The organism is Cryobacterium sp. TMT1-2-1 (assembly GCF_004403955.1).
Lineage (GTDB): Bacteria > Actinomycetota > Actinomycetes > Actinomycetales > Microbacteriaceae > Cryobacterium > Cryobacterium psychrotolerans.
Genome location: NZ_SOHC01000071.1, coordinates 20,567 through 46,546, shown reverse-complemented (window position 1 = coordinate 46,546; position 25,980 = coordinate 20,567). Strand labels below are relative to the sequence as shown.

21 protein-coding genes are annotated in these 25,980 nt (G+C 69.6%); 7 read left to right on the top strand and 14 right to left on the bottom strand.

The features are described from left to right. Positions 1-28: 28 nt before the first annotated feature. The 4 genes from aceB to allB are packed head-to-tail and all read left to right on the top strand — an operon-like array spanning position 29 to position 5,141. Positions 29-1,627: a malate synthase A gene (gene aceB, locus E3T33_RS13205; RefSeq protein ID WP_092324106.1), complete on the top strand. Its 1,599-nt coding sequence runs from the start codon at positions 29-31 to the stop codon at positions 1,625-1,627. Positions 1,628-1,630: 3 nt separating this feature from the next. Then, positions 1,631-2,953: an aldolase gene (locus tag E3T33_RS13200; RefSeq protein ID WP_134575493.1), complete on the top strand. Its 1,323-nt coding sequence runs from the start codon at positions 1,631-1,633 to the stop codon at positions 2,951-2,953. Then, complete coding sequence (locus E3T33_RS13195; protein ID WP_134475638.1) at positions 2,950-3,762, top strand: bifunctional allantoicase/(S)-ureidoglycine aminohydrolase; 813 nt, start codon at positions 2,950-2,952, stop codon at positions 3,760-3,762. Before E3T33_RS13200 ends, E3T33_RS13195 begins: the two co-directional genes overlap by 4 nt. A 2-nt stretch (positions 3,763-3,764) precedes the next feature. Then, positions 3,765-5,141 carry an allantoinase AllB gene (gene allB / locus E3T33_RS13190; protein WP_134575491.1) on the top strand — a complete coding sequence of 459 codons (1,377 nt, stop codon included), beginning with the start codon at positions 3,765-3,767 and terminating at the stop codon, positions 5,139-5,141. Here the strand turns inward: allB and xdhC are convergent. The 9 genes from xdhC to E3T33_RS13145 all read right to left on the bottom strand — a co-directional run bounded on the left by xdhC (position 5,121) and on the right by E3T33_RS13145 (position 15,599). Further along, complete coding sequence (xdhC, locus tag E3T33_RS13185; RefSeq protein WP_092324045.1) at positions 5,121-5,945, bottom strand: xanthine dehydrogenase accessory protein XdhC; 825 nt, start codon at positions 5,943-5,945, stop codon at positions 5,121-5,123. The genes allB and xdhC overlap by 21 nt on opposite strands. Position 5,946: 1 nt before the next feature. Continuing rightward, the gene (gene xdhB / locus E3T33_RS13180) at positions 5,947-8,346 is read right to left on the bottom strand and encodes a xanthine dehydrogenase molybdopterin binding subunit (RefSeq protein WP_092324046.1); all 2,400 of its coding nucleotides are present in this window, start codon (positions 8,344-8,346) and stop codon (positions 5,947-5,949) included. Beyond that, positions 8,343-9,827, bottom strand: a complete 1,485-nt coding sequence (locus E3T33_RS13175) for an FAD binding domain-containing protein (RefSeq protein WP_092324048.1) — start codon at positions 9,825-9,827, stop codon at positions 8,343-8,345. Before E3T33_RS13175 ends, xdhB begins: the two co-directional genes overlap by 4 nt. A gap of 79 nt (positions 9,828-9,906) precedes the next feature. Then, the gene (locus E3T33_RS13170) at positions 9,907-10,392 is read right to left on the bottom strand and encodes a nucleoside deaminase (RefSeq protein WP_092324049.1); all 486 of its coding nucleotides are present in this window, start codon (positions 10,390-10,392) and stop codon (positions 9,907-9,909) included. A 42-nt stretch (positions 10,393-10,434) separates the two neighbouring features. Beyond that, positions 10,435-11,349 (bottom strand): factor-independent urate hydroxylase, encoded by a 915-nt coding sequence (gene pucL / locus E3T33_RS13165; protein WP_092324051.1) that lies wholly within the window; start codon positions 11,347-11,349, stop codon positions 10,435-10,437. Positions 11,350-11,351: 2 nt separating this feature from the next. Next, complete coding sequence (gene uraH, locus E3T33_RS13160) at positions 11,352-11,690, bottom strand: hydroxyisourate hydrolase (protein WP_092324053.1); 339 nt, start codon at positions 11,688-11,690, stop codon at positions 11,352-11,354. After that, positions 11,687-12,184 carry a 2-oxo-4-hydroxy-4-carboxy-5-ureidoimidazoline decarboxylase gene (uraD, locus tag E3T33_RS13155; RefSeq protein WP_092324055.1) on the bottom strand — a complete coding sequence of 166 codons (498 nt, stop codon included), beginning with the start codon at positions 12,182-12,184 and terminating at the stop codon, positions 11,687-11,689. The genes uraH and uraD overlap by 4 nt, the downstream gene beginning before the upstream one ends. Positions 12,185-12,315: 131 nt before the next feature. Next, complete coding sequence (locus E3T33_RS13150) at positions 12,316-13,362, bottom strand: zinc-dependent alcohol dehydrogenase family protein (RefSeq protein WP_092324056.1); 1,047 nt, start codon at positions 13,360-13,362, stop codon at positions 12,316-12,318. A gap of 44 nt (positions 13,363-13,406) precedes the next feature. Further along, positions 13,407-15,599: an AAA family ATPase gene (locus E3T33_RS13145; protein ID WP_092324058.1), complete on the bottom strand. Its 2,193-nt coding sequence runs from the start codon at positions 15,597-15,599 to the stop codon at positions 13,407-13,409. Between the two features lie 141 nt (positions 15,600-15,740). Here E3T33_RS13145 and E3T33_RS13140 point away from each other — a divergent pair, with 141 nt between their 5' ends. Together E3T33_RS13140 and E3T33_RS13135 are read left to right on the top strand one after the other, a co-directional pair. Further along, entirely contained in the window at positions 15,741-19,103 is a 3,363-nt protein-coding gene (locus tag E3T33_RS13140) for a DEAD/DEAH box helicase (protein WP_134575489.1), read from the top strand. Positions 19,104-19,186: 83 nt separating this feature from the next. Then, positions 19,187-19,879, top strand: a complete 693-nt coding sequence (locus E3T33_RS13135; protein ID WP_134575487.1) for a histidine phosphatase family protein — start codon at positions 19,187-19,189, stop codon at positions 19,877-19,879. 30 nt (positions 19,880-19,909) lie between these two features. Here E3T33_RS13135 and E3T33_RS13130 read toward each other — a convergent pair whose 3' ends face one another. From E3T33_RS13130 to dnaK, 5 genes are all read right to left on the bottom strand, one after another. Continuing rightward, the gene (locus tag E3T33_RS13130; RefSeq protein WP_092324063.1) at positions 19,910-21,046 is read right to left on the bottom strand and encodes a class I SAM-dependent methyltransferase; all 1,137 of its coding nucleotides are present in this window, start codon (positions 21,044-21,046) and stop codon (positions 19,910-19,912) included. A gap of 129 nt (positions 21,047-21,175) precedes the next feature. Further along, positions 21,176-21,592 (bottom strand): MerR family transcriptional regulator, encoded by a 417-nt coding sequence (locus tag E3T33_RS13125; RefSeq protein WP_092324064.1) that lies wholly within the window; start codon positions 21,590-21,592, stop codon positions 21,176-21,178. Between the two features lie 2 nt (positions 21,593-21,594). Then, positions 21,595-22,593, bottom strand: coding sequence for a DnaJ C-terminal domain-containing protein (locus E3T33_RS13120; protein WP_092324066.1), 999 nt, complete (start codon positions 22,591-22,593; stop codon positions 21,595-21,597). Further along, complete coding sequence (locus tag E3T33_RS13115; protein ID WP_134575485.1) at positions 22,586-23,200, bottom strand: nucleotide exchange factor GrpE; 615 nt, start codon at positions 23,198-23,200, stop codon at positions 22,586-22,588. The genes E3T33_RS13120 and E3T33_RS13115 overlap by 8 nt, the downstream gene beginning before the upstream one ends. Continuing rightward, positions 23,200-25,065: a molecular chaperone DnaK gene (gene dnaK, locus E3T33_RS13110; RefSeq protein ID WP_092324069.1), complete on the bottom strand. Its 1,866-nt coding sequence runs from the start codon at positions 25,063-25,065 to the stop codon at positions 23,200-23,202. Before dnaK ends, E3T33_RS13115 begins: the two co-directional genes overlap by 1 nt. A gap of 241 nt (positions 25,066-25,306) precedes the next feature. On the opposite strand from dnaK, the gene E3T33_RS13105 reads away from it, so the two are divergent. Next, the gene (locus E3T33_RS13105; RefSeq protein ID WP_134575483.1) at positions 25,307-25,837 is read left to right on the top strand and encodes a hypothetical protein; all 531 of its coding nucleotides are present in this window, start codon (positions 25,307-25,309) and stop codon (positions 25,835-25,837) included. The last annotated feature ends 143 nt before the right edge of the window (positions 25,838-25,980 follow it).

Below are 25,980 nucleotides of genomic sequence, written 5' to 3'. Positions count from 1 at the left end.
TAATATGAAAGAACCTGGCGGAACGATGATGTCGCTGACACTCACTGACGCGCGGCCGGTCGCCCGCGCCGAGGAAATTCTCACCCCGGAGGCGCTGGCCTTCATCGAAGACCTGAACCGCCGCTTCGCTCCCCGACGGAGTGAACTTCTCGGCGAACGGAAGGCCAGGCGCGACACCGTGGCCGCCACGGGCAGGCTGGACTTCCTGCCGGAGACCGCCTCGGTGCGCGCCGGCGATTGGCAGGTCGCCGCGGCTCCCGCGGCCCTGCGCGACCGCCGGGTCGAAATCACCGGCCCGGCCTCGCCGGCCAAAATGGCCATCAACGCGCTCAACTCAGGGGCCCGTGTGTGGCTGGCGGACCTCGAGGATGCCAGCTGCCCGACCTGGCCCAACGTGGTCGACGGCATCCTGAACCTGCGCGACGCAGCCGCCGGAACCCTCGCCTACACCTCGCCGGAAGGCAAGGAATACCTGCTGCGCACCGACGCCTCTCCCGCCGTGGTCATCACCCGGCCGCGCGGGTGGCACATGGTCGAACGCCACGTGCTGATCGACGGCGAGCCCGCGGTGGCAGCGCTCGTGGACTTCGGCCTGCACTTCTTCCACACAGCGAAACTGCTGCTGGCGGCTGGCCGTGGACCGTACTACTACCTGCCCAAGATGGAGAGCCATCTCGAGGCCAGGCTCTGGAACGACATCTTCGTTTTCGCCCAGGACTACCTGGGCGTGCCGCAGGGCAGCATCCGTGCCACGGTACTGATCGAGACCATCCCGGCGGCCTTCGAAATGGACGAGATCCTCTTCGAGCTTCGCGACCACGCCTCGGGCCTCAATGCCGGACGCTGGGACTACCTGTTCAGCATCGTGAAATACTTCCGCGATGCGGGCCCGGCGTTCATCCTGCCGGACCGATCCTCGATCTCCATGACGGCGCCATTCATGCGCGCGTACACCGAGCTGCTGGTCAAGACCTGTCACCGGCGCGGCGCCTTCGCCATGGGCGGCATGGCTGCGGTCATCCCGAACCGGCACGAACCCGCGGTCACGGAGGAGGCCTTCCGCAAGGTCAGGGCGGACAAGGTTCGCGAGGCGCTCGACGGCTTCGACGGCTCCTGGGTGGCTCACCCCGACCTCGTGCCCGTCTGCCAGGAGGTGTTCGACGACGTTCTCGGCGAGCGCCCCAACCAGCTCGACAAGGCGCGCCCCGAGGTTACCGTGACGGCGGATCAGCTGCTCGACATTGCCTCCGCGGCCGGCCAGGTGACCGAGGCCGGGCTGAGGCTGAACCTTTACGTGGCCGTGGCGTACACCGCCGCCTGGATCTCCGGAAACGGGGCCGTCGCCATCCACAACCTGATGGAGGATGCCGCGACGGCAGAGATCTCCCGGTCCCAGGTCTGGCAACAGATCCGCAACGGTGTCACGCTCAGTGACACGGGGCGCACGGTGACCCGCGAACTCGTCGCCCGGATTCTCGGCGAGGAGACGGAGAGACTTCGCTCGGAAGTGGGCGAGGAGGCCTTCAACGCGTTCTACCGGCCGGCCGGCGAGCTGATTGGGGAGATCTGCCTCTCTCCGGAGTACACGGATTTCCTCACCACGCCCGCCTACGAGCTGATCGACTGACCCGTGGGCGCAGCCACCTCCCTCTCCGCCGCTGATCTGCGGCAGATTGACACCCAGCTGGCCGCCACCGACACCCTGCTGGACACGAACTACCCCGGTGACGACGGCAGCCGCCAGCCGGTGCACACCGTCTACGTCCCGGCGGACCTGTTCACGCCGGGCCTGGCCGCCGAGTGGGGAGAGCGAGCCCTGCACGCTGCGGCCGCCCACGGCGGCCTGTCCCGGCTGGGGTCGCTTCTGGGATTCGACGATGACCTCGCCGAAGCGATCTCGACTCGCGTCGAGACGAAGCTTTCGAGCGAACCGATCGAGGACCTGCGGCTGGACTTCGAGGATGGCTACGGAAACCGCGGCGACGAGGCGGAAGACGAGGACGCGGCGAACGCAGCGCGGCTGGTGGCCCGGTCGGTGGCCGAGGGCACCGCTCCGCCCTTCATCGGGATCCGCTTCAAGGGCCTGGAGACGTCCACGCGTGCCCGAGGGCTGCGCACCCTGGACCTGTTCATCTCGGGCCTGGTCACGGCGGGCGAGCTCCCCGACGGCCTGGTGCTGACGCTGCCCAAGGTCACGACGGTGGACCAGGTGCAGGCGATGGGCTACGCCGTTGGCCGGCTGGAGGACGTGCACTCGCTGCCCGCCGGCCGGTTGCGCTTCGAGGTGCAGGTTGAGACACCGCAGCTGATCCTCGGCCCGGACGGAACCTCGCCGGTGGCCCGACTGGCGCACGCTGTGCCCGGGCGGATCAGCGGGCTGCACTACGGAACCTACGACTACAGCGCCTCGCTGCAGATCTCGGCCGAATACCAGTCGATGGAGCATCCGGTCGCGGACTTCGCCAAGGAGGTCATGCAGCTGGCGGTTGCCGGCACCGGCATCCGGCTCTCGGATGGTTCCACCAACGTCATTCCGGTGGGCGACGGCGTCGATGACGCCTGGCGCTTGCACGGCCGGCTGGTTCGACGGTCGCTGGAGCGTGGCTACTACCAGGGCTGGGACCTGCACGCGGCGCAGCTGCCGAGCCGATTCGCCGCCACCTTCGGCTTCTACCGGCAGGGACTGCCCGCCGCTGCGCTCCGGCTGCGCGCGTATGCGGACCTGACCGCCCGGGACAGGGCCGCCCCGGTCGGGGCCGGAAGCGGCATCCTGGACGAGCCGGCGACGGCACGCTCCCTGGCGGGGTTCGTGCTTCGCGGTGTGCAGTGCGGCGCGGTCGGCGCCGAGGAGGCCCTGGCCGTGACCGGCCTGGGCCTGGCCAGGCTCACCCTGCTTGCCCATCCGCGATTGGATGCCGGTAGCCTTGCCGGAACTCCGGGAGCAGACGCATGAGCAACTATTATTCCCCAGAGGGCGGCCTGCCCGCCCAGACCGCGCTCCTCACCGACCGCGCGGTGGTCAAGGCGGCGTACACGGTGATCCCGAGGGGCGTGCTGCGGGACATCGTCACCAGCAACCTCCCCGGCTGGGAGAACACCCGGGCGTGGATCCTGGCCAGGCCGATCGCCGGCTTCGCCACCACCTTCGCCCAGTACATCGTCGAGGTGGCGCCCGGCGGCTGCAGCGCGAAGCCGGAGCCAGAGGCCGGCGTCGAATCCGTTCTCTTCCTCACCAGGGGCACGCTCACGCTGACGCTCGACGGCACCGAACACACGCTGGAACCGGGCGCCTATGTCTACACGGCGGCCGGGGCGCGGTGGTCGGTGAGAAACGACGGCGACGAACCCGCGACCTTCCAGTGGGTGCGCAAGGCCTACGAGCCGCTCGAGGGCTACACGGCCACGTCATTCGTCACCAGCGATGCCGCCGTGACGCCCTCGGCCATGCCGGACACGGACAACCGGTGGTCGACCACCCGCTTCGTCGACCCGAACGACCTGGCCCACGACATGCACGTCAATATCGTCACGTTCGAGCCCGGCGCCGTCATCCCGTTCGCCGAAACCCATGTGATGGAGCACGGCATCTTCGTGCTCGAGGGCAAGGCCGTCTACCGGCTCAATGACGACTGGGTCGAGGTGGAGGCAGGCGACTTCATGTGGCTGCGCGCGTTCTGCCCCCAGGCCTGCTACGCCGGCGGCCCCGGGCAGTTCCGCTACCTCCTGTACAAAGACGTCAACCGGCAGATCCGCCTGACCTGACGATGAGCGCCAGGCCTGAAGACACCGCGCCGACGGGCCCCGCGGCCCGCGGGTTCGACCTGGTCATCCGCGCCTCAAGGATCCTGACCCCCGCCGGCATCGTGTCCGCCGAGGTCGGCATCCGCGCCGGAGTGATCACCCGGATCGAGCCGCTGGGCAGCGGTTTGGACGGGGTCAGCACGATTGAGCTGACGGCCGACGAAACCCTGATCCCCGGACTGGTCGACACCCACGTGCACGTCAATGAGCCCGGACGCACGGAGTGGGAAGGCTTCGCGTCGGCCACCCGGGCCGCCGCGGCCGGCGGTGTCACCACGATCATCGACATGCCGCTGAACAGCATCCCGCCGACGACGACCGCCCGGGCGCTGGAACTCAAGCGCAGCGTGGCGCAGGGCCAGTGCTTCGTCGACGTCGGTTTCTGGGGCGGCGCCGTCCCCGGCAACACGGCGGAGCTGCGCGGGCTGCACGACGCCGGCGTGTTCGGCTTCAAGTGCTTCCTGCTGCCGTCGGGGGTGGACGAGTTCCCCCCTCTCGAGCCGGCCGAGATGGAGGCGGACATGGCCCTGACCAGCGGATTGAACTCCGTGCTGATCGTTCACGCCGAGGATGCCCGCACGATCGACCGGGCGCCGGCCGCCGCGGGCGACCACTACGACACCTTCCTCGCCTCCCGACCGCGGGCGGCCGAGAACCTCGCCATCGCCGACGTCATCGAACGCGCGCGCCGGACCGGTGCGCGCGCGCACATCCTGCACCTGAGCTCCTCGGACGCGCTGCCGATGATCGCCGGCGCCAGGCGCGACGGGGTGAAGCTGACGGTGGAGACCTGCCCGCACTACCTGACCCTGACGGCCGAGGAAATCCCCGACGGCGCGACGGCGTTCAAGTGCTGCCCGCCGATCCGCGAAGCCTCCAATCGCGACCTGCTCTGGCAGGGCCTGACGGAGGGCGTCATCGATTGCATCGTGTCCGACCACTCCCCGAGCACGCTTGACCTGAAAGACCCGGCGAACGGTGACTTCGCGGTCGCCTGGGGCGGGGTGTCCTCCCTGCAGCTGGGCCTCTCCCTGGTCTGGACAGAGGCCCGGACCAGAGGGATCAGCCTCGAACGGGTGCTCGGCTGGATGTCCACCACCCCGGCGAACCTCGCCCGGCTCACCCGGAAGGGACGGCTCTCCGTCGGATCCGACGCGGACATGGCCATCTTCGGCGCCGAGGACACATTCGTCGTCGACGCCCGGAAGCTCAACCACAAGAATCCGATCACTCCCTACGACGGCCGGACGCTGACCGGCGTCGTGCGCAGGACGTTCCTCCGCGGCCGGGAAGTCGACGGCCGGACGCCGACCGGCAGGCTACTGCGCCGCGGGACCTGAGCCGGCCGGCACGGTTTCGAAGCGCTGGAGCAGCTCGGCCGCCACGCTGACGGCGATGGCCGCGGGATCCTTCGAGGTGATCCCCGGCAGGCCGATCGGAGTGTGGATGCGGGCCAGATCTTCCGGCGTGTGGCCCTCGTCGGCCAGGCGCTGCTGGAAACGCCGCCATTTGGCGCTCGAACCGATCAGGCCGATGGACGCCAGCTCGGGGAACCGGAGCGCGACGTCGCAGAGCGCCACATCCTCCGCATGGTCGTGGGTCATGATCAGGACATGCGTGCCGGCCGGAAGCAGCTCGAAAACCACCTCCGGAACCGGTGCGTGATGCACGCGAAGGCGGGCAGTACTCCCGCCCAGGACGGCGAGTCGATCCTCGGCGAGCTGGTCGGCGCGGGAGTCGACCAGGTGCAGGTCCAGCTCATGGCGGCTGAGAATCCGAGCCAGCTCGAGGCCCACATGCCCCAGACCGAAGATGACGACGGCGGGCACAACCCTGATCGGTTCCACCAGCAGCACCACCTCTCCCCCACAACACTGCACGCCGTGCACGGCCGGGGCCTTGTCGCTCAGCTGGACGGTCATCAACTCCGGCTCGGCGGCATCCGCGGCAATCAGGGTCCTGGCCCGCTCGATCGCGGTTTCCTCGAGGTTGCCGCCGCCGATTGTCCCCCAGGCCTCGTGCGCGGAGACGACCATCTTCGCGCCGCCGTTCCTCGGTGCGTGCCCGCGCACCGCCGCGACCGTGACGATGACCCCGGCCAGCCGGTTCGCACGCAGATGTTCCACCGCGTCGATCCACGCCATGTCAGGTGTCCGTCAGGGCGGGAGCGCGTTCGGCGCCGCTCGTGCCCTGCGTCGGCGCCTCAGCCTCGACGGCCGCGCGCGCCGCCGTCAGGGCCCAGAACACGGCCTCGGGTGTCGCCGGGGAAGCCAGCTCCACGCTGTGCCCGGCCGGCCCGAAGCCGGCAACGGCCTGGCGCAGCGCCTCGCGGACGCTGAGGGCGAGCATCACCGGCGGCTCGCCCACGGCCTTGGAGCCATAGATCGCACCGTCTTCGGTGGCCCGCTCGAACAGCGTGACGTTGAATTCGTCCGGCATCTCCGACAGGCTCGGCAGCTTGTAGGTGCTGGCCGACTGGGTGAGCAGGCGTCCTCGACCCGGGCCGTCGCCGGCATCCCAGCGCAGATCCTCCAGGGTGAGCCAGCCGGCGCCCTGCACGAAGCCACCCTCCACCTGGCCGATGTCGATGATCGGGGACAGGGAGTCGCCCACGTCGTGCACGATGTCGACCCGGCGCACCCGGTACGCCCCCGTGAACCCGTCCACCTCGACCTCGGTCGCGGCGGCTCCGTAGGCGAAGTACTTGAACGGCTCCCCCTGCATCGCCTTCTGGTCCCAGTAGAGCCCCTCCGTTCGGTAGAAGCCGGCCGCCCACAGCTGCACGCGCTGCAGGTACGCCTCCCCCGCCACCTCGGCGAAGCCGATGTCCTGGCCGGCGCCCAGACCCAGGGCGCTCACCCTGCCGCGGGTAAACCGCACGTCCTGGGAGTGCGCGCCGAGCATCCGGCCCGCGACGTCAGCCATCCGCGCAAGAATCTGATCGCAGGCGTTCTTGATGGCGCCACCGTTGAGGTCGGAGCTGGAACTGGCCGCCGTCGCCGAGGTGTTGGGTACCTTGTCCGTGCGAGTGGGCGCCAGCCGCACCGCCGACAGGGGAACGCCGAGGGCGGTTGACGCAACCTGCAGCATCTTCGTGTGCAGGCCCTGGCCCATCTCGGTGCCACCGTGATTGATGAGCACGGATCCGTCCTTGTAGACGTGCACCAGGGCGCCGGCCTGGTTGAACGCGGTGAAGTTGAAGGAGATCCCGAACTTGACCGGCGTCAGCGCCAGCGCGCGTTTCAGGTGCGGACTGGCCGCGTTGAATGCCCGGGCCTCCTCCGTCCTCCGCGCGAGGGCGCTGCTGTGGACCAGCTGGGTCCAGATCGCGCCCAGCCGTTCGGCGTGGCGCACCGGCTGTCCGTACGGCGTCAACTGGCCCGGGGCGTAGAAGTTCTTCCGTCGAAGCTCGGCCGGGTCGATGCCGAGCAGCGGGGCGCACCGACCGAGGATGTCTTCGATCATGAACATGCCCTGCGGTCCGCCAAAGCCCCGGAACGCCGTCTGCGAGGTCTTGTTCGTCTTCACGATCCGGCCGCGGGCTTCGATCGCGGGGATCCAGTAGGCATTGTCGATGTGGCAGAGCGCACGGCTCAAGACGGGTTCGGACAGGTCGAGGCTCCAGCCGCCGTCTGCGGTCAGCGTGGCTTTCAGCCCCAGCAGCAGCCCGTCCTCGGAGAAGCCGACCCGCCAGGAGGCGTGGAACGGGTGTCGCTTGCCCGTCAGGGTCAGGTCCTGGGTTCGGGTGAGCCGCAGCCGCACCGGCCGGCCGGTCAGCAGGGCGCCGAGCGCGGCCACCGCGGCGAATCCGTGCGGCTGCATCTCCTTGCCGCCGAACGCTCCGCCCATCCGCAGGCACTGCACCGTCACCGCGTTGCTGCTGAGCCCGAGCACGTGGGCCACGATTGCCTGCGTCTCGGAGGGGTGCTGGGTGCTGCACTGCACGAACACCCGTCCGTCGTCTTCGACCTGCGCCAGCGCGGCCTGGGTCTCGAGGTAGAAGTGTTCCTGCCCTCCGACCTCACTCTCGCCCTCGAACACCCGGGCGGCCCCGGCCAGTGCCGCGTCGGCGTCTCCGCGTCGCACGGTGCGGGTCTCGCCCTGGAACGACTCGGCCGTGATGGCCTCCGACAGGGTCACCACCGAGGTCAGCACCTCATACTCGACCTGCACGGCGTCGGCGCCGAGCCGGGCGGCCTCAGTGGATTCGGCCAGGACCCAGCACAGCGCCTGACCGTAGAACATGACTTCCGTGGGGAACAACGGCTCGTCGTGCTTGATCCCGGAATCGTTGATGCCGGGCACGTCGTCGGCGGTGAGCACCCGGACGACGCCGGGAACGCCGAGGGCGCCGTCGGTGCGCAACACGCTCACGCGGGCATGGGCATGGGTGGACTGAACCGGCCAGGCGGTCAGCACCCCGGCCGTGCGGGATGCCAGGTCGTCGGTGAAGATCGCCCGCCCGGTCGCGTGCAGGATCGCGCTTTCGTGCGGCACGGGCAGGCCGACCGCCGGGTCGACCGGGCGATCCGAGAGGGCACTCATGACAGGGCCTCCCCGGTGGCTTCGGTGTAGAACTTGAGCATCGCCTGGACGAGCATGGCCTTGCGGTAGGCGGCGCTTGCCCGGTGGTCGTCCAGGGGGGTCCCCTCGTCGCCGAGCGCGGCCGCGGCCCTGCGCACGGCCGGGGCCGCCCACGGTTGGCCTTCCAGGGCCTGCTCGGTTGCCCGCGCGCGCAGCGGGGTTGCCGCCACGCCGCCCAGGCCGATGCGGGCCCGTGTCACCAGGCCGTCGTCGACGTCGATGGCGAAGGCCACGGCCACGCTCGAGATGTCGTCGAACCGGCGCTTCGCTATTTTGTGGAACGCGGTGGTCCCCGCCAGCGGCAGCGGTATCCGGATCGCCCGGAGAATCTCGTCCGGGCGGCGCACGGACCTGCGATAGCCGGTGAAGTAGTCGCTGAGCTCGACCTCGCGCTCGCCCACCGTCGAGGCCAGGACGACCACCGCGTCCAGGGCCAGGAGGGCCGGCGGGCTGTCGCCGATGGGAGAGCCGGTGCCCAGGTTGCCGCCGAAGGTCGCACGATTGCGGATGAGCCGGGACGCGAACTGGGGGATCATGTCGCCAAGCAGAGGCACCCGGCCGGCCAGGGCGCTCTCTACCTCAGACAGCGGCACGGCCGCGCCGATCTGGATGAACCGGTCCCCGAATTCCAGGGTGCGAAGCTCCCCGATCGCATCGATGGCGAGCACGAGCGGGCTGCGGCGGCCGCGCAGATTGACTTCCACGCCCCAGTCCGTCGACCCGGCGATCAGCACCGCGGTCGGATTCTCGGCCAGCAGGCCGACCGCCTCGGCCAGCGTCCGCGGGCGCACGAATTTCCCGTCGGGAGCCTCCAGCACCGTTGCCGCCGGCCGCGGGGGCGGGAGGTCCCGCCGGGCGGCGAGCTCGTCGCCGGCCTGCGGGGCGCCGAGGGCGTAGGCGGCGTCGCGGATCGGGCGGTACCCGGTGCACCGGCAGAGATTGCCGGCCAGCGCATGAAGATCGAACCCGTTCGGGCCGCGTTCTCCGCACGGGGCATCGTCGCTGAGGTCGCCTCCCGGCTGCCGGTCCCGCCGGTAGAATTCGGCCGCCATGCTGCAGGCGAAACCCGGAGTGCAGTATCCGCACTGGGAGCCGCCTGCTGCGGCGAGTCCGGCCTGGACCGGGTGAAGCGCTGCCGGCGTGCCCAGTCCCTCTGCTGTCACCAGCTCCTGGCCGTCGAGCGCCCAGGCCGGGATCAGGCACGCGTTGACCGCCGCCCAGGCGGTGCCGCCCGAACCGTCGGCCTGGCCGACGAGCACTGCGCACGCGCCGCACTCACCCTCGGCGCAGCCTTCCTTGCTGCCGGACAGGCCGTTCTCCCGCAGCCACTCGAGGGCCGTCGCGTGTGCACGCACACCGGCCAACGGGCGTCGTTGCCCGTTCACAGTCACGCTGGATTCATAGGTCACACTGGATTCATAGTTCACGCTTGGATCATCCATGGTCCCCGCTCCTTTTCGTACCTTCCCCCAGGATGACAATGTAAGCCATCGTGACGACGGGCACACTGACATCCCGGACCTAATATGCGATCCGGTCGGGGGTGCTCAGCCAGACGTTGAAGGGTTCCGTGGCGTCATCGCCGAGGCCGATCCGATTGATCGGCATGATGCTGTCCTCGCCGCCGGGGTTCTCGAAGTAGTCGTAGAAGACCGCGTCATCGAACCCCGCTCCGGCCGCATCGTCACGGTCGGCCGCGAAGAACACCGTGCCGATGCGCGCCCACAGGGCCGAGGAGAGACACATCGGGCACGGTTCGCAGCTCGCGTACAACGTCGCCCCGGTGAGGTCGAACGTGCCGAGACCCTGGCAGGCCGCCCTGATTGCGGTCACCTCGGCATGGGCCGTGGGGTCCAGGTTCGCGGTGACCCGGTTCACTCCCTCGAACACGCGGCCGTCCGGCGCGACGACGAGGGCCCCGAAAGGCCCGCCGCTGCTCCGGACGTTGTCGGTGGCGAGTTGCACGGCCTGCCTCAGCAGCAGTGCCTCCTGGTGCGATGCATCCATGGGACTGGGCTCCTTAATTCTTTCGAACCGTGAATTCCGGGACTAACAGAAGCCGGCCATGCCCTCCCAGGCGGCTGCGGCATCGGTTGCGTCATCGCGCTGCACGACGGCCTCGATCAGGCCGTACGGGCGGTCGGCGGCGAAGAAGACCTCGCCGGGGTTGTCGAGGTCGAACGGCGAGAGGTCGACCAGGTAATGGTGGCGGTTGGGCATCGAGAACTTGATCTCGTCGATCTCGGGGTGAGCCTCGAGAACGGCCTTGCCCATCTGGAACAGGGTCTGCTGCAGGGCGTGGGAATGCTTGTCGGCGAAGGCCCTGAGCAGCACGCGTCGCACGTCCGCGTAGACCGCGTCGTAATCGAGCCCTGCGGTGTTGTAGCGCCAGCGGGCGGTGACCGAGGTGGCGAGGATGCGATCGGTGGCGTCCTGCAGGGTCGTGTACACGTCGCGGGGGAAGCCGGTGAACTGCGACCCGGTGGATTTGAGCACCGAGAGGTCCTTCAGGCCGGCGATGACCGTGGGTGCGCCGCCTCCGTCGATCGTGACGGTGGCGGTGCGGATTTCGGTGCCGCCACGGACGAAGGCGTGGTCATGGGTGCTTTCGCCGTCTTCGTTGCCCATGTCGATGTGGGCCCAGGAGTACTTTTCGGCCGCCCAGCGGCCGCCGGTGACCCACTCGAAGTCGTCAACGAAATGCCGGGCGAGGCGAAGGAGGAGATCCTCGGGGGCGCCGACGCCGTCCCTGGCGAAGGCGAAGGCCGTGTTCTTCTGGGTGTCCGTGGCAATGACGTGCGCGTTGTCGCCCTCGACGTGGGCCGCCTCGAAGTCACCGCGCAGCTGGGAGGTGATGCTCAGGTCTTCGATCTCGTGGCGCGCCGTGTCCCTGGTCACCTTGACGAGGCGCACCTCGGCCTTCCCATACTGGTTGGCGCCGAGAACGATGCTGCCGTGTGCCATGGTCAGCTTCCCCTGTAGGTCGAGTATGCGAATGGGCTGAGCAGCAGAGGTACGTGGTAGTGCTGCGCGGGGTCGGTGACCTCGAAATCGATCGACACCACGGGGTAGAACGTGTCTCGGCTGGTTCCGGCGAAGTATTCGCCGGTGGCGAAGCGCAGCCGGTAGGTTCCGCGCTCGAGCAGCTCCGGACCGAGGTCACTCACGCGGCCATCGGCGTCGGTTCGGCCGGCAGCGATCTCGGTGCCGTCCACGTCCAGCAGGGAGACGGCGACGCCTCCGGCCGGACGACCGGTGGCGGCATCCAGAATATGAGTACTGACATGACTACGGAGCTGGCTCACGACGTCAGGATTCCTTCCAGACGGAGCACGGCGATCTCGCGCAGCTGATCCGCGACGACGGGGATCTCCTCCTCGGGTGAGTGCGTCAGCCGGCTCCGCAGCGCAGCAAGGATCTCCTCCGGCGTGCGCCGCGCAGCCCGGATCAGAAAAACTCGCCCGAATCGTTCCTCATAGGCGCGGTTGCCCGCGGCAAGCGCCTCCGCGACGGCGGTGTCCCCTGGATCGATTCCGGCCTGTTCCGAACGGGAGAGCGAGGCTTCGGCGTGCGCGCCGCGCGCCCGCTCCCCGATCCGGGCGTGGCGGGCGAGCGCTCCGTCGATTTCGGCGATCGTCCAGGGTGCTGCGATGTGCCGCGCCACCGTGAGGAGCTCCTCCACGTCGGAGTACGGGCGGGCGTCGACGACGCCATCGACCCACCGGGCGATCTGCACGCACGGGCGCACGGCATCCCGAGCCTGCTCGCGGTCGAGGAGGTTGAACTGTTCAAGCGTCATTGCTTGTTCCCCCTGGCGTAACTTCCACAATGAGAAAGCGCTATGTCATTGCAAGTGAAGTGGCTGGGGGTGGGTCTGTCAAGCATCGACCCGGCCAGGTGCCGCACGAGCGGCACCTGGCTTTCGGGCCGCTAGGGGCGGAGCAGAACCTTGATCGCGCGGCGTTCGTCCATGGCGGCGTAGGCCTCCGCGACATCCGCCAGCGGCAGCTCGAGGTCGAAGACGCGGCCGGGGTTGATCGCGCCGGAGAGCACCTCGGGCAGCAGTTCCTCGACGTAGCCGCGCACGGACGCGACGCCGCCGTTGAGGCCGACGTTCCGGCTGAACAGCGGGCGCACGGCGATGGGGCCGCCGGTGGGCACGCCCACGTAGCCGACCATGCCGCCGGGCCGGGCCGACTCGATCGCCTGGTCCATCGACTCCTTGGTTCCGACGCACTCGAGCACGCAGTCGGCGCCGATTCCGTCGAAGAGCTCGCGGATGCGGGCGACGCCCGCCTCGCCGCGTTCCTCAACGATGTCGGTGGCGCCGAACTCGCGGGCGACGGCCTGCCGATCCGCGTGGCGCGACATGGCCACGATCCGGGACGCACCGAGGCGCTTGGCCGCGATGATGGCGCAGAGGCCGACCGCGCCGTCGCCGACGACGACGACCGTGCTGCCGGTGGTCACGCCGGCGGAAACAGCCGCGTGGTGGCCGGTGCCCATGACGTCGGCGAGGGTGAGCAGGCCGGGAACCTGGGCGTCGTCCGGCATCGACGGGGTCGCCACGAGCGAGCCGTCGGCGTGGGGCACGCGCACCTTTTCGCCCTGGGCGCCGTCGGCGAAGCCGCCGAGCTGGTCGTCGGAGCCCCACCAGCCGCCGTTGAGGCAGGAGGTGCTGACGCCGTTCTGACAGTTGACGCAGGTGTTGTCGCAGTCGTAGAAGGGTGCGATGACGAAGTCGCCTACCTTGACGGTGCGGACGTCCGGGCCGATGGCCTCGACGACGCCCACGAACTCGTGGCCGATCCGGTGAGGTTCGTCCGTCGGCTGCACGCCGCGGTACGGCCACAGGTCGGAGCCGCAGACGCACGCGGCGACGACGCGCACGATGGCGTCACCCCCGGTGGAGAGGATCGGGTCGGCTACTTCTTCCAGGCGGACGTCTCTCTCGCCGTAAATCACTGTTGCACGCATCCCCCGAGCCTAACCCCCGCGGGCCCGAGGGATCGCTGGACGGTCTAGAGCTCGACGTCGTCGACGTCCTCTTCGCCGGAGGGCACGGGCGGGGCGGCGGCGGATGCGACGGTGAGCGAGTCCCCGTCCGGTGCGAGTTCGACCCGAACCGTGTCACCGTCGCGAACCTCGCCGGACAGCAGCGCCCGGGCCAGCCGGTCGTCGATTTCCTGCTGCATCAGCCTGCGCAGCGGACGCGCGCCGTAGATCGGGTCGTATCCGCGCTCGGCCAGCCAGGCCCGGGCATCCGGGGTCACGGCCAGTTCGAGCCTGCGCTCGGCGAGCCGCCGCTGCAGACGGTCGACGTTCAGCTCCACGATCCGGCCGAGATCCTCCATCGACAGCGACGAGAACACCACGATGTCGTCGAGGCGGTTCACGAACTCGGGCTTGAAGGACTTGCGCACCAGGTCCCGGACGGCGGTTTCCTTCTGCTCGGGCGAGAGCGTCTGGTCGACCATGAACTGCGAACCGAGGTTCGAGGTGAGCACCATGATCGTGTTGCGGAAGTCGACGGTGCGGCCCTGGCCGTCGGTGAGCCGGCCGTCGTCGAGCACCTGCAGCAGCACGTCGAACACCTCAGGGTGCGCCTTCTCTACCTCGTCGAAGAGGATCACAGAGTACGGCCGCCGGCGCACGGCCTCGGTGAGCTGCCCGCCCTGCTCGTACCCGATGTACCCGGGGGGCGCCCCGACCAGGCGCGATACGGAGAACTTCTCGCCGTACTCGCTCATGTCGATGCGCACCATCGCCTTCTCGTCGTCGAAGAGGAAGTCGGCGAGCGCCTTGGCCAGCTCCGTCTTGCCCACGCCGGTCGGGCCGAGGAACAGGAACGACCCGGTGGGCCGGTCTGGGTCGGAGATCCCGGCCCGGGTGCGGCGCACGGCGTCGGCAACCGCGCGCACGGCATCCTTCTGGCCGATCAGCCGGTGGGCGAGCTCGCCCTCGAGGTTCAGCAGCTTCTCGGTCTCGCCCTGCAGCAGGCGGCCCACCGGGATGCCGGTCCAGGCCGCGACCACGGCGGCGATGTCCTCTGCGGTGACGTGGTCGTTGACCATCCGCGGCCCCTCCGACTCGGTCTTCTCCGCGGCGGCCAGCTCCCGCTGCATCACCGGGATGTCGCCGTAGAGCAGGCGGGACGCCTTCTCCAGGTTGCCCTCCCGCTGTGCGCGGTCGGCCTCGCTGCGCGCGGAGTCGAGCCGTTCCTTGAGTTCGCCGACCCGGTTGAGCGAGGCCCGCTCCGTTTCCCAGCGCGCCTGCAGCTCGGAGAGCTTCTCCTGGCGCTCGGCGAGGTCTTCGCGCAGCTTCTGCAGCCGCAACCTGGACGCGTCGTCCTTCTCCTTCTTGAGGGCGAGCTCCTCGAGCCTGAGCCGATCGACGCCGCGCCGCAGCTCGTCGATCTCCACCGGGGCCGAGTCGATTTCCATCCGCAGCCGGCTCGCCGCCTCGTCGATCAGGTCGATGGCCTTGTCCGGCAGCTGCCGGGCCGTGATGTACCGGTTCGACAGGGATGCCGCCGCCACGAGCGCCGAGTCGGCGATCGACACCTTGTGGTGGGCCTCGTAGCGCTCCTTGAGCCCGCGGAGGATGGCCACGGTGTCTTCGACGCTCGGTTCGTCCACGAGCACCGGCTGGAAACGGCGCTCGAGCGCGGCATCCTTCTCGATGAACTCGCGGTATTCGTTCAGGGTGGTCGCGCCGATCAGGCGGAGTTCGCCGCGGGCGAGCATGGGCTTGAGCATGTTGGAGGCCGCCACGGAGCCCTCGCCGCCGCCGGCGCCCATCAGGGTGTGCAGCTCATCGACGAAGGTGATGATCTCCCCCTCCGCGTCGTTGATCTCCTTGAGCACGGACTTCAGCCGCTCCTCGAACTCACCGCGATACTTCGCGCCGGCGACGAGCGCGGCCAGGTCGAGGGAGACGAGCTGCTTGCCCTTGAGCGAATCGGCGACGTCGCCGGCGACGATGCGCTGGGCCAGCCCCTCGACGACGGCGGTCTTGCCCACGCCGGGTTCCCCGATGAGCACCGGGTTGTTCTTCGTGCGACGGGTGAGAACCTGGCTCACCCGGCGAATCTCGGCATCGCGGCCGATCACCGGGTCGAGCTTGCCCGTGCGGGCGATTTCGGTGAGGTTGACCCCGTAGAGCTCCAGGGCGCTCTTCGCTTCCTCCTGGGGCGGCTGCTGTCCGGCTTGCATCGCGAGGTCTCCTTCAAAGTTGAGTCTGATTGGCTCAAGTTTATCGAGATTGGGCGATTCCCGCTAGGGCGGACTCTCTCCGGGCCTCCCAGCCGCGCGTGAGAGACTGGACGTCGACTTACGTACGGATTTCCTCCCACTATGGCCCATACCCTCAGCTCGCACGAGATTGCCCTGCTCGTCGGCAGCCAGGCCTTCTCCCGCGGCGAGCGCTACGTGCGCAACGGACACGTGCAAAAACAAACCTGGTTCGGTTCCGGCACCCAGCTCTTCGGACAGGTGCGGGGCACTCGCCCCGAGCCCTATTCGGTGACCGTGTCGTTCACGGTGAACGCCGCCGGGCAGGCCAGCCGGGCCACGGGCGTGTGCACCTGCCCGGTCAAGCGCAACTGCAAGCATGTCGCCGCCCTGCTCCTGGCCAGCCGGGATTCCCCGGCGGACGGCCCCGATGGCCCGATTCGAGAACGCCGGATGCCAGCCTTCGAGCCCGGGGCCCGGCCTGCCGCGCCCAGGGCGCCCTCGCAGCAGGGCGTCTCGGTCGTCCGGACCCGCGCCAGGCTCGCCCTGCAATTCGAGCTGCTCGCCCCGATCAGCACCGGCTGGTACTCGGCCGGGCGCACGCGTCCGGCGCGGCGCCTGGGCATCCGCCCGATGGTGATGGGCAGCGGCGGCTCCTGGATCCGCGGCGGCCTGACCTGGGACAACCTGCTCTACTCCCTCGACTCGCTCGATGCCACCCACGTGTCGATCCTGACCTCCCTGCGCGCGCTGTATGCGGCGGGCCGGGGCTACCGCGCCCCGGCCGACAACTGGTTGCACCTCGACGACGCCGGGAACGAGGACCTCTGGGAGATCCTCGACACGGCCCAGGGCGCCCGGATGCCGCTGGTCTACGCCAACCCGGCGCAGGATCCGGTGGTGCTCTCGTCTGCTCCGGCCACCCTGGCGGTCGACATCAGTCGCGGCGAAGCCGGGCTCGCGCTCACGCCGACCGTCACGCTCGCCGGCCGGCGCCTCGATCGGCAGCACCTCGGTTTCCTCGGCGATCCGGCGCACGGGCTGTTCGCCTGGGACGGGCCCGGCGGCGAAGCGGCCCCGGGCGGCGATGTCCGGCTCACCCTCGCGCAGCTCTCCCACCCGGTCAGCGCCCAACTGCGCGCCCTCGCCGAGAGCGCGAACCGTCTGGTGCGTTCGAACGACGAGGATGCCTTCCTCGCCCAGGTCTACCCGTTCCTGCGGCGGCAGGGCGCGGTGACCAGCCGCGACGGGTCGTTCGACCTGCCCGACATCCCTCGCCCCGTGCTGGCGCTGGCGATCACGCACTCCGACGAGACCGCGGCCGGCCCGCGGATCGGCGTGCGCTGGGACTGGCGCTACCTGGCCCCGGGCGACTCGCCCGCGGCGGTGTCCGGTTCCCGGCGCCCCCTGTGGCCCTGGCCGGGCGACACGGCCTTCCGCGACGAGGGTCGTGAGGCGGATATCCTGAACGCGCTGGGCCCCGCGCTCGCCCGGTTCCCGACCATCGCGCCCCAGCACCGCGGCGCGCCCCGGCTGAACGCGTCGGCGGGCCTCGCCGGAGGCGCGATGATCGCGTTCCTGGACGCGGTGCCCGAGTTCACCCGGTCCGGCGACGTGGTCGTAGAGGTGATCGGCGACGCCCCCGACTACCGTGCCGCGGAGCAGCCGCCGGTGATCAGCCTGGCCACGACAGACCGGGCCGACAGCCGCGACTGGTTCGACCTGGCCGTGACGGTGAGCATCGACGGCGAGAGCATCCCCTTCGACGCGCTCTTCCTGGCCCTCGCCGCCGACCGGGACGTGATGATCCTGCGCAGCGGCACGTACTTCAGCCTCGACCGGCCCGAGTTGCACCAGCTCCGGCGCCTGATCGAGGAGGCGCGCGCGCTGCAGGAGCCGGGCTCGGCCGCGCTCGGAATCAGCCGGTTCCAGGTGGACCTCTGGGACGAGCTGCAGGCGCTCGGCGTGGTGGCCGCCCAGGCGGCCGCCTGGCGCGAGACGATGGCCGGCCTGGCCGCGACGGTGTCGACGGATGCGACGGCGCTGCCCGGATGCCCCCTGCCGAGCGGCATCCAGGCCACGCTGCGCGGCTACCAGCAGGCCGGCTACGACTGGCTGAGCTTCCTCTACGACCACCAGCTGGGCGGCATCCTCGCCGACGACATGGGGCTCGGCAAGACGCTGCAGGCGATCGCCCTGATCGCCCGGGCGCGCGAGCAGGGCGCCGGGCGGGACGAGCCGGGTGCCCGACCCCCGTTCCTGGTCGTCGCGCCGACCAGCGTGGTGCCGAACTGGTCCGTCGAGTGCGCCAGGTTCGCGCCGGGGCTCACCGTGGCGACGATCACCGAAACAACCCGCAAGCGGGGTACCGTCCTGGCGGACGTGATCGCCGGCGCGAATGTCGTGATCACCTCGTACACGCTCTTTCGGCTGGACTTCGAGGAGTACAACGCCCGGGAGTGGGCCGGCCTGCTGCTCGACGAGGCGCAGTTCGTCAAGAACCACCAGTCCCGCGCGCACCAGTGCGCCCGCCGCCTGTCGACGCCGTTCAAGCTGGCGATCACCGGCACGCCGCTCGAAAACAACCTGATGGAGTTTTGGTCGTTGCTCTCGATCACCGCGCCGGGTCTGTTCCCGAGCCCGAGCCGGTTCGCCGAGTACTACCGGAAACCGATCGAGAAGGAGTCCGACGGCGACCGGCTGGACCAGTTGCGCCGGCGCATCCGCCCGTTCATGCTGCGCCGCACGAAGGACGAGGTGGCCCGGGACCTGCCGGCCAAGCAGGAGCAGGTGCTCGAGCTCGAACTGCACCCGAAGCACCGCAAGGTCTACGAGACGCACCTGCAGCGGGAGCGGCAGAAGGTGCTCGGGCTGATCGGCGACCTGGGCGCGAACCGGTTCGAGATCTTCCGGTCGCTGACCATGCTGCGCCAGCTCAGCCTCGACGCCAGCCTCTACGACCCGGCCTACGAGGGAATCCCCTCGACCAAGCTCGACGCCCTGCTCGAACTGCTCGCCGACACCGTGGCCGAGGGGCACCGCACCCTCATCTTCAGCCAGTTCACCCAGTACCTCGGCAAGGCCAGGGACCGCCTGGACGCCGCCGGGATCTCGTACGCCTACCTCGACGGCAAGACGCGCAACCGGGCGCGGGTGATCGCAGACTTCAAGGAGGGCGACGCCTCGGTCTTCCTGATCAGCCTCAAGGCGGGCGGGTTCGGCCTCAACCTGACCGAGGCGGACTACGTCATCCTGCTCGACCCCTGGTGGAACCCGGCGACCGAGGCGCAGGCCGTCGACCGCGTGCACCGGATCGGCCAGAGCAAGAACGTCATGGTCTACCGGCTGGTCTCCAGGGACACGATCGAGGAGAAGGTGATGGCGCTTAAGGCCGCCAAGGCCCGGCTGTTCGACAGCGTGATGACGACCGGCTCCGCCCACGGCACCGCGCTCTCGGCCGCCGACATCCGCGAGCTCCTGGCCTGAGGGCGGGGCGCGCCGGTTCCGGCGGGCTTGCCGAGCCGCCACACGCGGAGCGTCCGCCTAGCCGCCCACGGCAGAATGGTCGGGTGAGCCCCACCACGACCTTCGCCCTGATCCGCCACGGCCAGACCGCCTGGAACGCCCAGCAGCGCATCCAGGGCGCGACCGACATCCCGCTCAACGACACCGGCCGAGGGCAGGCGACGGATGCCGTCACGGCCCTGTCCGGTTACGACTGGGACTTCCTCGCCTCCTCGCCGCTCTCCCGCGCCGCCGAGACGGCCGACCTCATCGCCGCGGGGCTCGAGCTCGACGTCACCCGGCGCATCCCGGGCCTCGTCGAGCGAGACTACGGCCCGGCCGAGGGACTCCGCGCGGGCGACGAACTCGAGGCGCTCCGGTTTCCGGGCGGCTTCCACGGCGCGGAGAGCGAGTCCGCCGTCGCCGAACGCGCAATCGACAGCCTGGAGCTGCTCGCCCGGGAACACCGCGGGGCGCGCATCATCATCGTCACCCACGGCACGCTCATCCGGCTCGCCCTCACGAGGGCGTTCGCCCGGGACGTGGGCACCATCGACAATGCCGCGCTCACCCGCGTGCGCCACCACGCCGACGCCTGGCACCTCGACCTCCTGAACGGAATCCCCCTCTCCTCCCCCCCCCCCCCCCCCCCCCCCCCCCCCCCCCCCCCCCCCCCCCCCCCCCCCCCCCCCCCCCCCCCCCCCCCCCCCCCCCCCCCCCGCGAAACCGCAGTTGTGCGCGTTAAAACGCCCGAATAACGCGCACAACTGCGGTTTCGCGGGGGTGAGTTAGCGGGTTGAGACGGTGACGGTGAATTTGGCGTTGCGAGCGACCTGGTGCGTCGGGCCGACGATGCGGGTGAGCGCGGGGCGGTAGCCGAGGTGGGTGTTCCAGACGGTCCACAGCTCCCCGCCGGGCCGGAGCACGCGCGCGGCATCCTCGAAGAGCTTCAGCGCGATCCCGGCGTGCACCGACGAGCCGATGTGGAAGGGCGGGTTCAGCACAATCAGCTCGGCCGAGGCATCCGGTCGGCTGCCGAGCGCGTCGTCCCGCACGACACGCACCCGGTCGGTCACGCCGTTGGCCTCCATGGTGGCCCGGGCGGATGCGACGGCCGCGGCCGACTGGTCGGTGGCGATCAGCCGCAGCCCGGGGCGGCGCCGGGCCAGGGCTGCCGCGAGCACGCCGGTGCCGCAGCCGAGGTCGATGGCCGACCCGGCATCCGGCTTCATCCGGTCGAGGAACTCCAGCAGGAATCGCGTGCCGATGTCGATCGTGGTGCCCGCGAAGGCCGCCCCGTGCGCGCAGACTGTGAGCGACAGCCCGGGGGCCAGGTCGTCGTGCCGCGCCACCCGCGGCCAGGCCGGCGCGTCGGTCACCGGCAACGGCGCCGAGGCGATCAGCACCCGGGACTTCTGCCGGGCCGGCGACACCTGCAGTTCGCCGAAATGGCGGCCCAGGACCTCGTTCATGGCGATGGTCATGTGCTTGATCCGTCCGCCCGCGAACACGCGCACGTGCGGCGACGCGAACCGGCGCACGGCGTCGGCCAGCTCGTCGAGCGCCGACAGGCTGCGCGGCAATTGCAGCAGCACAACCCGAGCCCCGGCCAGGAGTTCCTCGCCCAGCGGCAGCGAGCGGTAGGCCTCCGCCAACCCGGACTCGGCCGCGTTGCGGGCGAGCGCCTGCTCACCGGAGAGTCCGTCCTGGTGGGTCCGGATGCCCCGCGCGCCGTGCAGCGCCGCCGCACCGAGCGTGAGCGCCCCGTAATGGTCCTCGAGCACGACCACCTCTCCGGGCCCCGCAGCCGCCAGGTCCGCGGCCGCCTCATCGAGGATCAGCCGGTCGCTCGCGTCGACGGCGAAGAGGTTCTCGGCCTCGACATCCGGGTGGCGCCGGAGGCGGTCGAAGGAGAAGTCGGGCATCCCCTCAGGGTAGCCGGGCCAAGGTAGCCGGGACGCTGGGGCGCCCTCCCCGCGGTCGCCAGGTTTGACCTGCGGACAACGAACCTTCGCGAGCGAAGTAGAAGGTGCGTTGTCCGCAACTCAGCGCTGTCAGCGAGGTTCGAGCGGCCGCCAGATGACCACCTGGTTCGAGCGGCGGAGGCGCGTTCCGGCCCGCATCGAGGTGACCTCACCGGCCGAGCCGGCCGCGAAAACGCGGCGGCCCGGGCGGTTGAGCATCTCATCGGCCAGGGCCGATTCGAGTTCACGCAGCCGGGCCTCGAGTCCACGCACGTGGTCTTCGAGCTCGAGAATGCGCCGGATGCCTTCCAGGCTCACCCCCTGGGCGCCCAGCTGGGCGACCTCCCGCAGCCTGGCCACGTCCCGCACGGAGTAGCGGCGGGACTTCCCGGGCGTGCGCCCCGGGCTGACGAGCCCGAGGCGATCGTATTGGCGCAGGGTTTGCGGGTGCATGCCCGCAAGCTCCGCCGCCATCGAAATCACGAAGACCCGGGTGTTCTCGTCCATGGTCAGTCCTTCGCCCTCGCCAGGAGGTCCTCACGCGGGTTTTCCCTGGGCAGGGCCTCGGCGAACGCCTCGAGCTTCTCCTGGGCGTCATTCGACAGGTGCGACGGAACGGCCACCTGCACGACCGCGAGGAGGTCACCGACGCCCTTGGGCGTGGTCACCCCGCGTCCCTTGACCCGGAGCACCCGGCCGCTGGGCGTGCCAGGGGCGACGCGCAGCTTGACCGGGGGGCCGCCGAGCGTCGGCACCTCGATCGTGGCGCCGAGGGTCGCCTCGACGAACGTGATCGGCACGGTGACGCGCAGGTTGAGTCCTTCGCGCTCGAAGACCGGGTGCTTGCGCACCGTGATCGTGAGCATGATGTCGCCCGGCTCGCCACCGTCGGGGCTCGGCTGCCCCTTGCCGCGCAGTTTGATCTTCTGGCCGTCGGCCACGCCCGCGGGAATCTTGACCTTGATCGGCCGGCCATCCTGCGTCTGCAGCGTGATCTGGTCGCCGTGGACGGCGGTGATGAAGTCGATGGTGGCCGTGGCGACCACGTCATGGCCCCTGCTCGGCCCACCGTAGCCGCGGAAGCCGCCGCTGGAGGTGCCGAACTGGCCGCCGCCGCGTCCGAAGACGCCGCCGAGCACGTCGTCGAACCCGCCCTGCTGGAAGCTGTAGCCCTGCTGGCGCCCCCCGCCACCGCCACCGAACATGCCGCCGAAGACGTCCTCGAACCCGCCGGCCTGTCCGCCGCCGCCCGGGGCGGTGAAGCGTGCTCCACCGCCCATGGCGCGCACGGCGTCGTACTCCTTGCGCTGTTCAGCGTCGCCGATGACGGCATGCGCCTCGCTGAGTTCCTTGAACTTGGCCTCGGCCGCCGCATTGCCCGGATTCGCATCCGGATGGTACTTGCGGGCGAGCTTCCGGTAAGCCTTCTTCAGCTCGGCCGGCGAGACGTCCTTGGAGACGCCAAGGACCTTGTAGAAATCCTTATCGAACCAGTCCTGGCTAGCCATCGCTCGGTACCTGAACGACGACCTTCGCCACGCGCAACAGGCTCGAGCCGAGGTAGTACCCGGTTTCGACGACGTCGCCGACGGTTTCCGTCTGGACGTCCGGGCTGGGCTGCTGGAAGATCGCCTCGTGCATGGACGGATCGAACGGATCCCCGACCGTGCCGAACGGCTTCAGGCCCAGGCGCTCGACGCTCGCCCGGAGCTTGGCCGCGATCGTGGCGAACGCGGTGTCGCCCGCCAGATCTCCGTGCCTCTCGGCGCGACCGAGGTCGTCGAGCACGGGAATGAGAACCTTGACGACCTCGCCGGTGATGCGCTCGCGTTCCACCTCGCGGTTCGCCTCGGTGCGCTTGCGGTAGTTGGCGTACTCCGCGGTCACGCGCTTGAGGTCGGCGAGGTGCTCGCTCGACGGTTCGGCGATCTCGCGCTCCGCGGCATCCAGGATGTCCTGGACCGTGAGTTCGTCCTCTTCGATCCCGTCGGCCGGGGCCGCCGAGGCGGCACCCTCAGGCACCACCTCGGCCTCGATGATCTCCTCGACGGTCTCCTCGGTGGTCTCCTCGGCGGAGGCCGGCTCGTCCTCCGGACGCTTCTTGTCGTCTGCCATTACTTCTTCGCTTCGTCCTCGTCGTCGACAACCTCGGCGTCGACAACGTCTTCGTCGGAGTTCTCCGGGGCGGGCTGTTCGGCGCCGGACTCAGGAGCGGCCGAAGCATCCGCCTGGCTCTTCGCGTAGATGGCCTCGCCGATCTTGCCCTGGCTCTCGTTGAGCTTGTCGAACGCCGCCTTCACGGCGTCGTCGTCGTCGCCGACGAGCGCTGACTTGAGCGCGTCGACGTCGGCCTGCACCTCGGACTTGACGTCCTCGGGCAGCTTGTCATCGTTCTCCTTGATCAGCTTCTCGATCGAGTACGCGAGCTGCTCGGCGGTGTTGCGGGTCTCGGCGGCCTCGCGGCGGCGCTTGTCCTCCGCGGCGTGCTCCTCGCCCTCGCGCACCATGCGCTCGATGTCTTCCTTCGCCAGTGCGGTGCCGCCGGTGATGGTCATCGACTGCTCCTTGCCGGTGCCCTTGTCCTTGGCGGACACGTGCACGATCCCGTTGGCATCGAGGTCGAAGGTGACCTCGACCTGCGGGATGCCGCGCGGGGCCGGCGCGATGCCGGTCAGCTCGAAGGTGCCCAGGTTCTTGTTGTCGCGGGTGAACTCGCGCTCGCCCTGGAAGACCTGGATCGCCACGGACGGCTGGTTGTCGTCGGCCGTGGTGAACGTCTCGCTGCGCTTGGTCGGGATCGCCGTGTTGCGCTCGATCAGGCGCGTCATGATGCCGCCCTTGGTCTCGATGCCGAGGCTCAGCGGGGTGACGTCGATGAGCAGGACGTCCTTGCGCTCGCCCTTCAGCACGCCGGCCTGCAGGGCGGCGCCCACGGCGACGACCTCGTCCGGGTTGACACCCTTGTTCGGGTCCTTGCCGCCGGTCTCGGCCTTGACGAGCTCGTAGACGGCGGGCATGCGGGTCGATCCACCGACGAGCACGACGTGGGCGATGTCGCCCACCTTGACGCCGGCCTCGCGGATGACGTCCTGGAACGGCTTCTTCGTGCGGTCGAGCAGGTCCTCGGTCATCTTCTCGAACTGGGCGCGGGTGAGCGTCTCGTCGAGGTTGGCGGGGCCGTTCTCGGTGAGGGAGAGGTAGGGCAGCTGGATGCTCGTCGACATGCTGCTCGAGAGCTCCTTCTTGGCCTGCTCGGCGGCTTCCTTGAGGCGCTGCTTGGCAATCTTGTCCTTCGAGACGTCGACGCCGGTGGTCTCCTTGAACTTCTTGATCAGGTGGTCGACGATGCGCTGGTCCCAGTCGTCGCCGCCGAGGCGGTTGTCGCCGGCGGTCGAGCGCACCTGGATGGTCGAGAACTCGTCGTCCTTGCCCACCTCGAGGAGCGAGACGTCGAACGTTCCGCCACCGAGGTCGAAGACCAGGATGAGCTCGTCTTCCTTGCCCTTGTCGAGGCCGTAGGCCAGCGCCGCGGCGGTCGGCTCGTTGATGATGCGGAGCACGTTGAGCCCGGAGACCTCGCCGGCCTCCTTGGTGGCCTGGCGCTCGGCGTCGTTGAAGTAGGCGGGGACCGTGATGACGGCATCCGTCACGGTGTCGCCCAGGTACGCCTCGGCGTCGCGCTTGAGCTTGGCCAGGATGCGCGCGGAAACTTCCTGCGGCGTGTACTTCTTGTCGTCGACGGCGACGGTCCAGTCGGTGCCCATGTGGCGCTTGACCGAGGCGATGGTGCGGTCGACGTTGGTGACGGCCTGGCGCTTGGCGGTCTCACCGACCAGCACCTCACCGTCCTTCGTGAAGGCGACCACCGAGGGGGTCGTGCGGAATCCTTCGGCGTTTGCGATGACGGTGGGTTCTCCACCCTCGAGGACGGCCACCACAGAGTTGGTGGTTCCGAGGTCGATGCCTACTGCACGAGCCATGTGTGCGTTCTCCTTCAAAGTAAATGTTGCCCAACCCGATTGCACGAACTTGAGCGTTGCAGACTCAAGTGTGACGCGGAACGAAATGAGTGTCAAGCCGCGTGCCTGAAAGTTGAGTGTGAACGACTCAACTTCGTCGTGACGGGCGCACCCTGGCTCAATCGTTATCCTGATCGCGGGTCACGGCGCCCCCGTGACCGATAGTTTGTGGCCAACGGGCACCGTCAGCGGGGGGAACCACATGCACATTCGACACGGAAGCCTGATCGCCGGCGCGCTCGTCCTCTGCCTGACCGGCTGCGCGACAGCACAAACGGATGCCGGTGGCCCGGCGACCTCCATCCCACCGGCAACGCCAACGTCGAGCCCGGCGACGCCCGCGGCAAGCGCGACGTGCGACACCGTGCTGGCCGACGCCGAGTACGCCTCGCTGGCCACAGACGGAATGGATCTCGCGGCAGACACGTCCGCCCTCGGCTCAGCCATGCAGGCGATGATTGACGCCGGCGGCCTGGCCTGCGTCTGGGAAAAGTCGGAGGGCGACGTGCGGGTGTGGTTCGCGCAGGTCGACCTGGATGCGCCGGGCTGGGACGCGAAGCGCGCGGAACTGCTCGCCGCCGGATACACGGAAGGCGACGCCCCGTTCACCGGCACGCTGACCGCGCCGAAGGACTACGACCCCAACTACACGCCGGCCCTCTACCACCGCGACGGCGTGCTGTATTTCGTGAGTTATCCGGAGTTCCTTGGCTCGGTGCTGGCCCTGCAGTAATCAGCGGGTTGAGCGCTCACTCGGGCTCATACCCGGGCTTGAGTTGGATGGACGCCGGGTCCCGTGCGACGCCCGGGAGGTGTTCGCCGAACTCGTCGCCGAGCTTTATCACTGATCGGCGACCCAGCCACTAGCCTGATCGC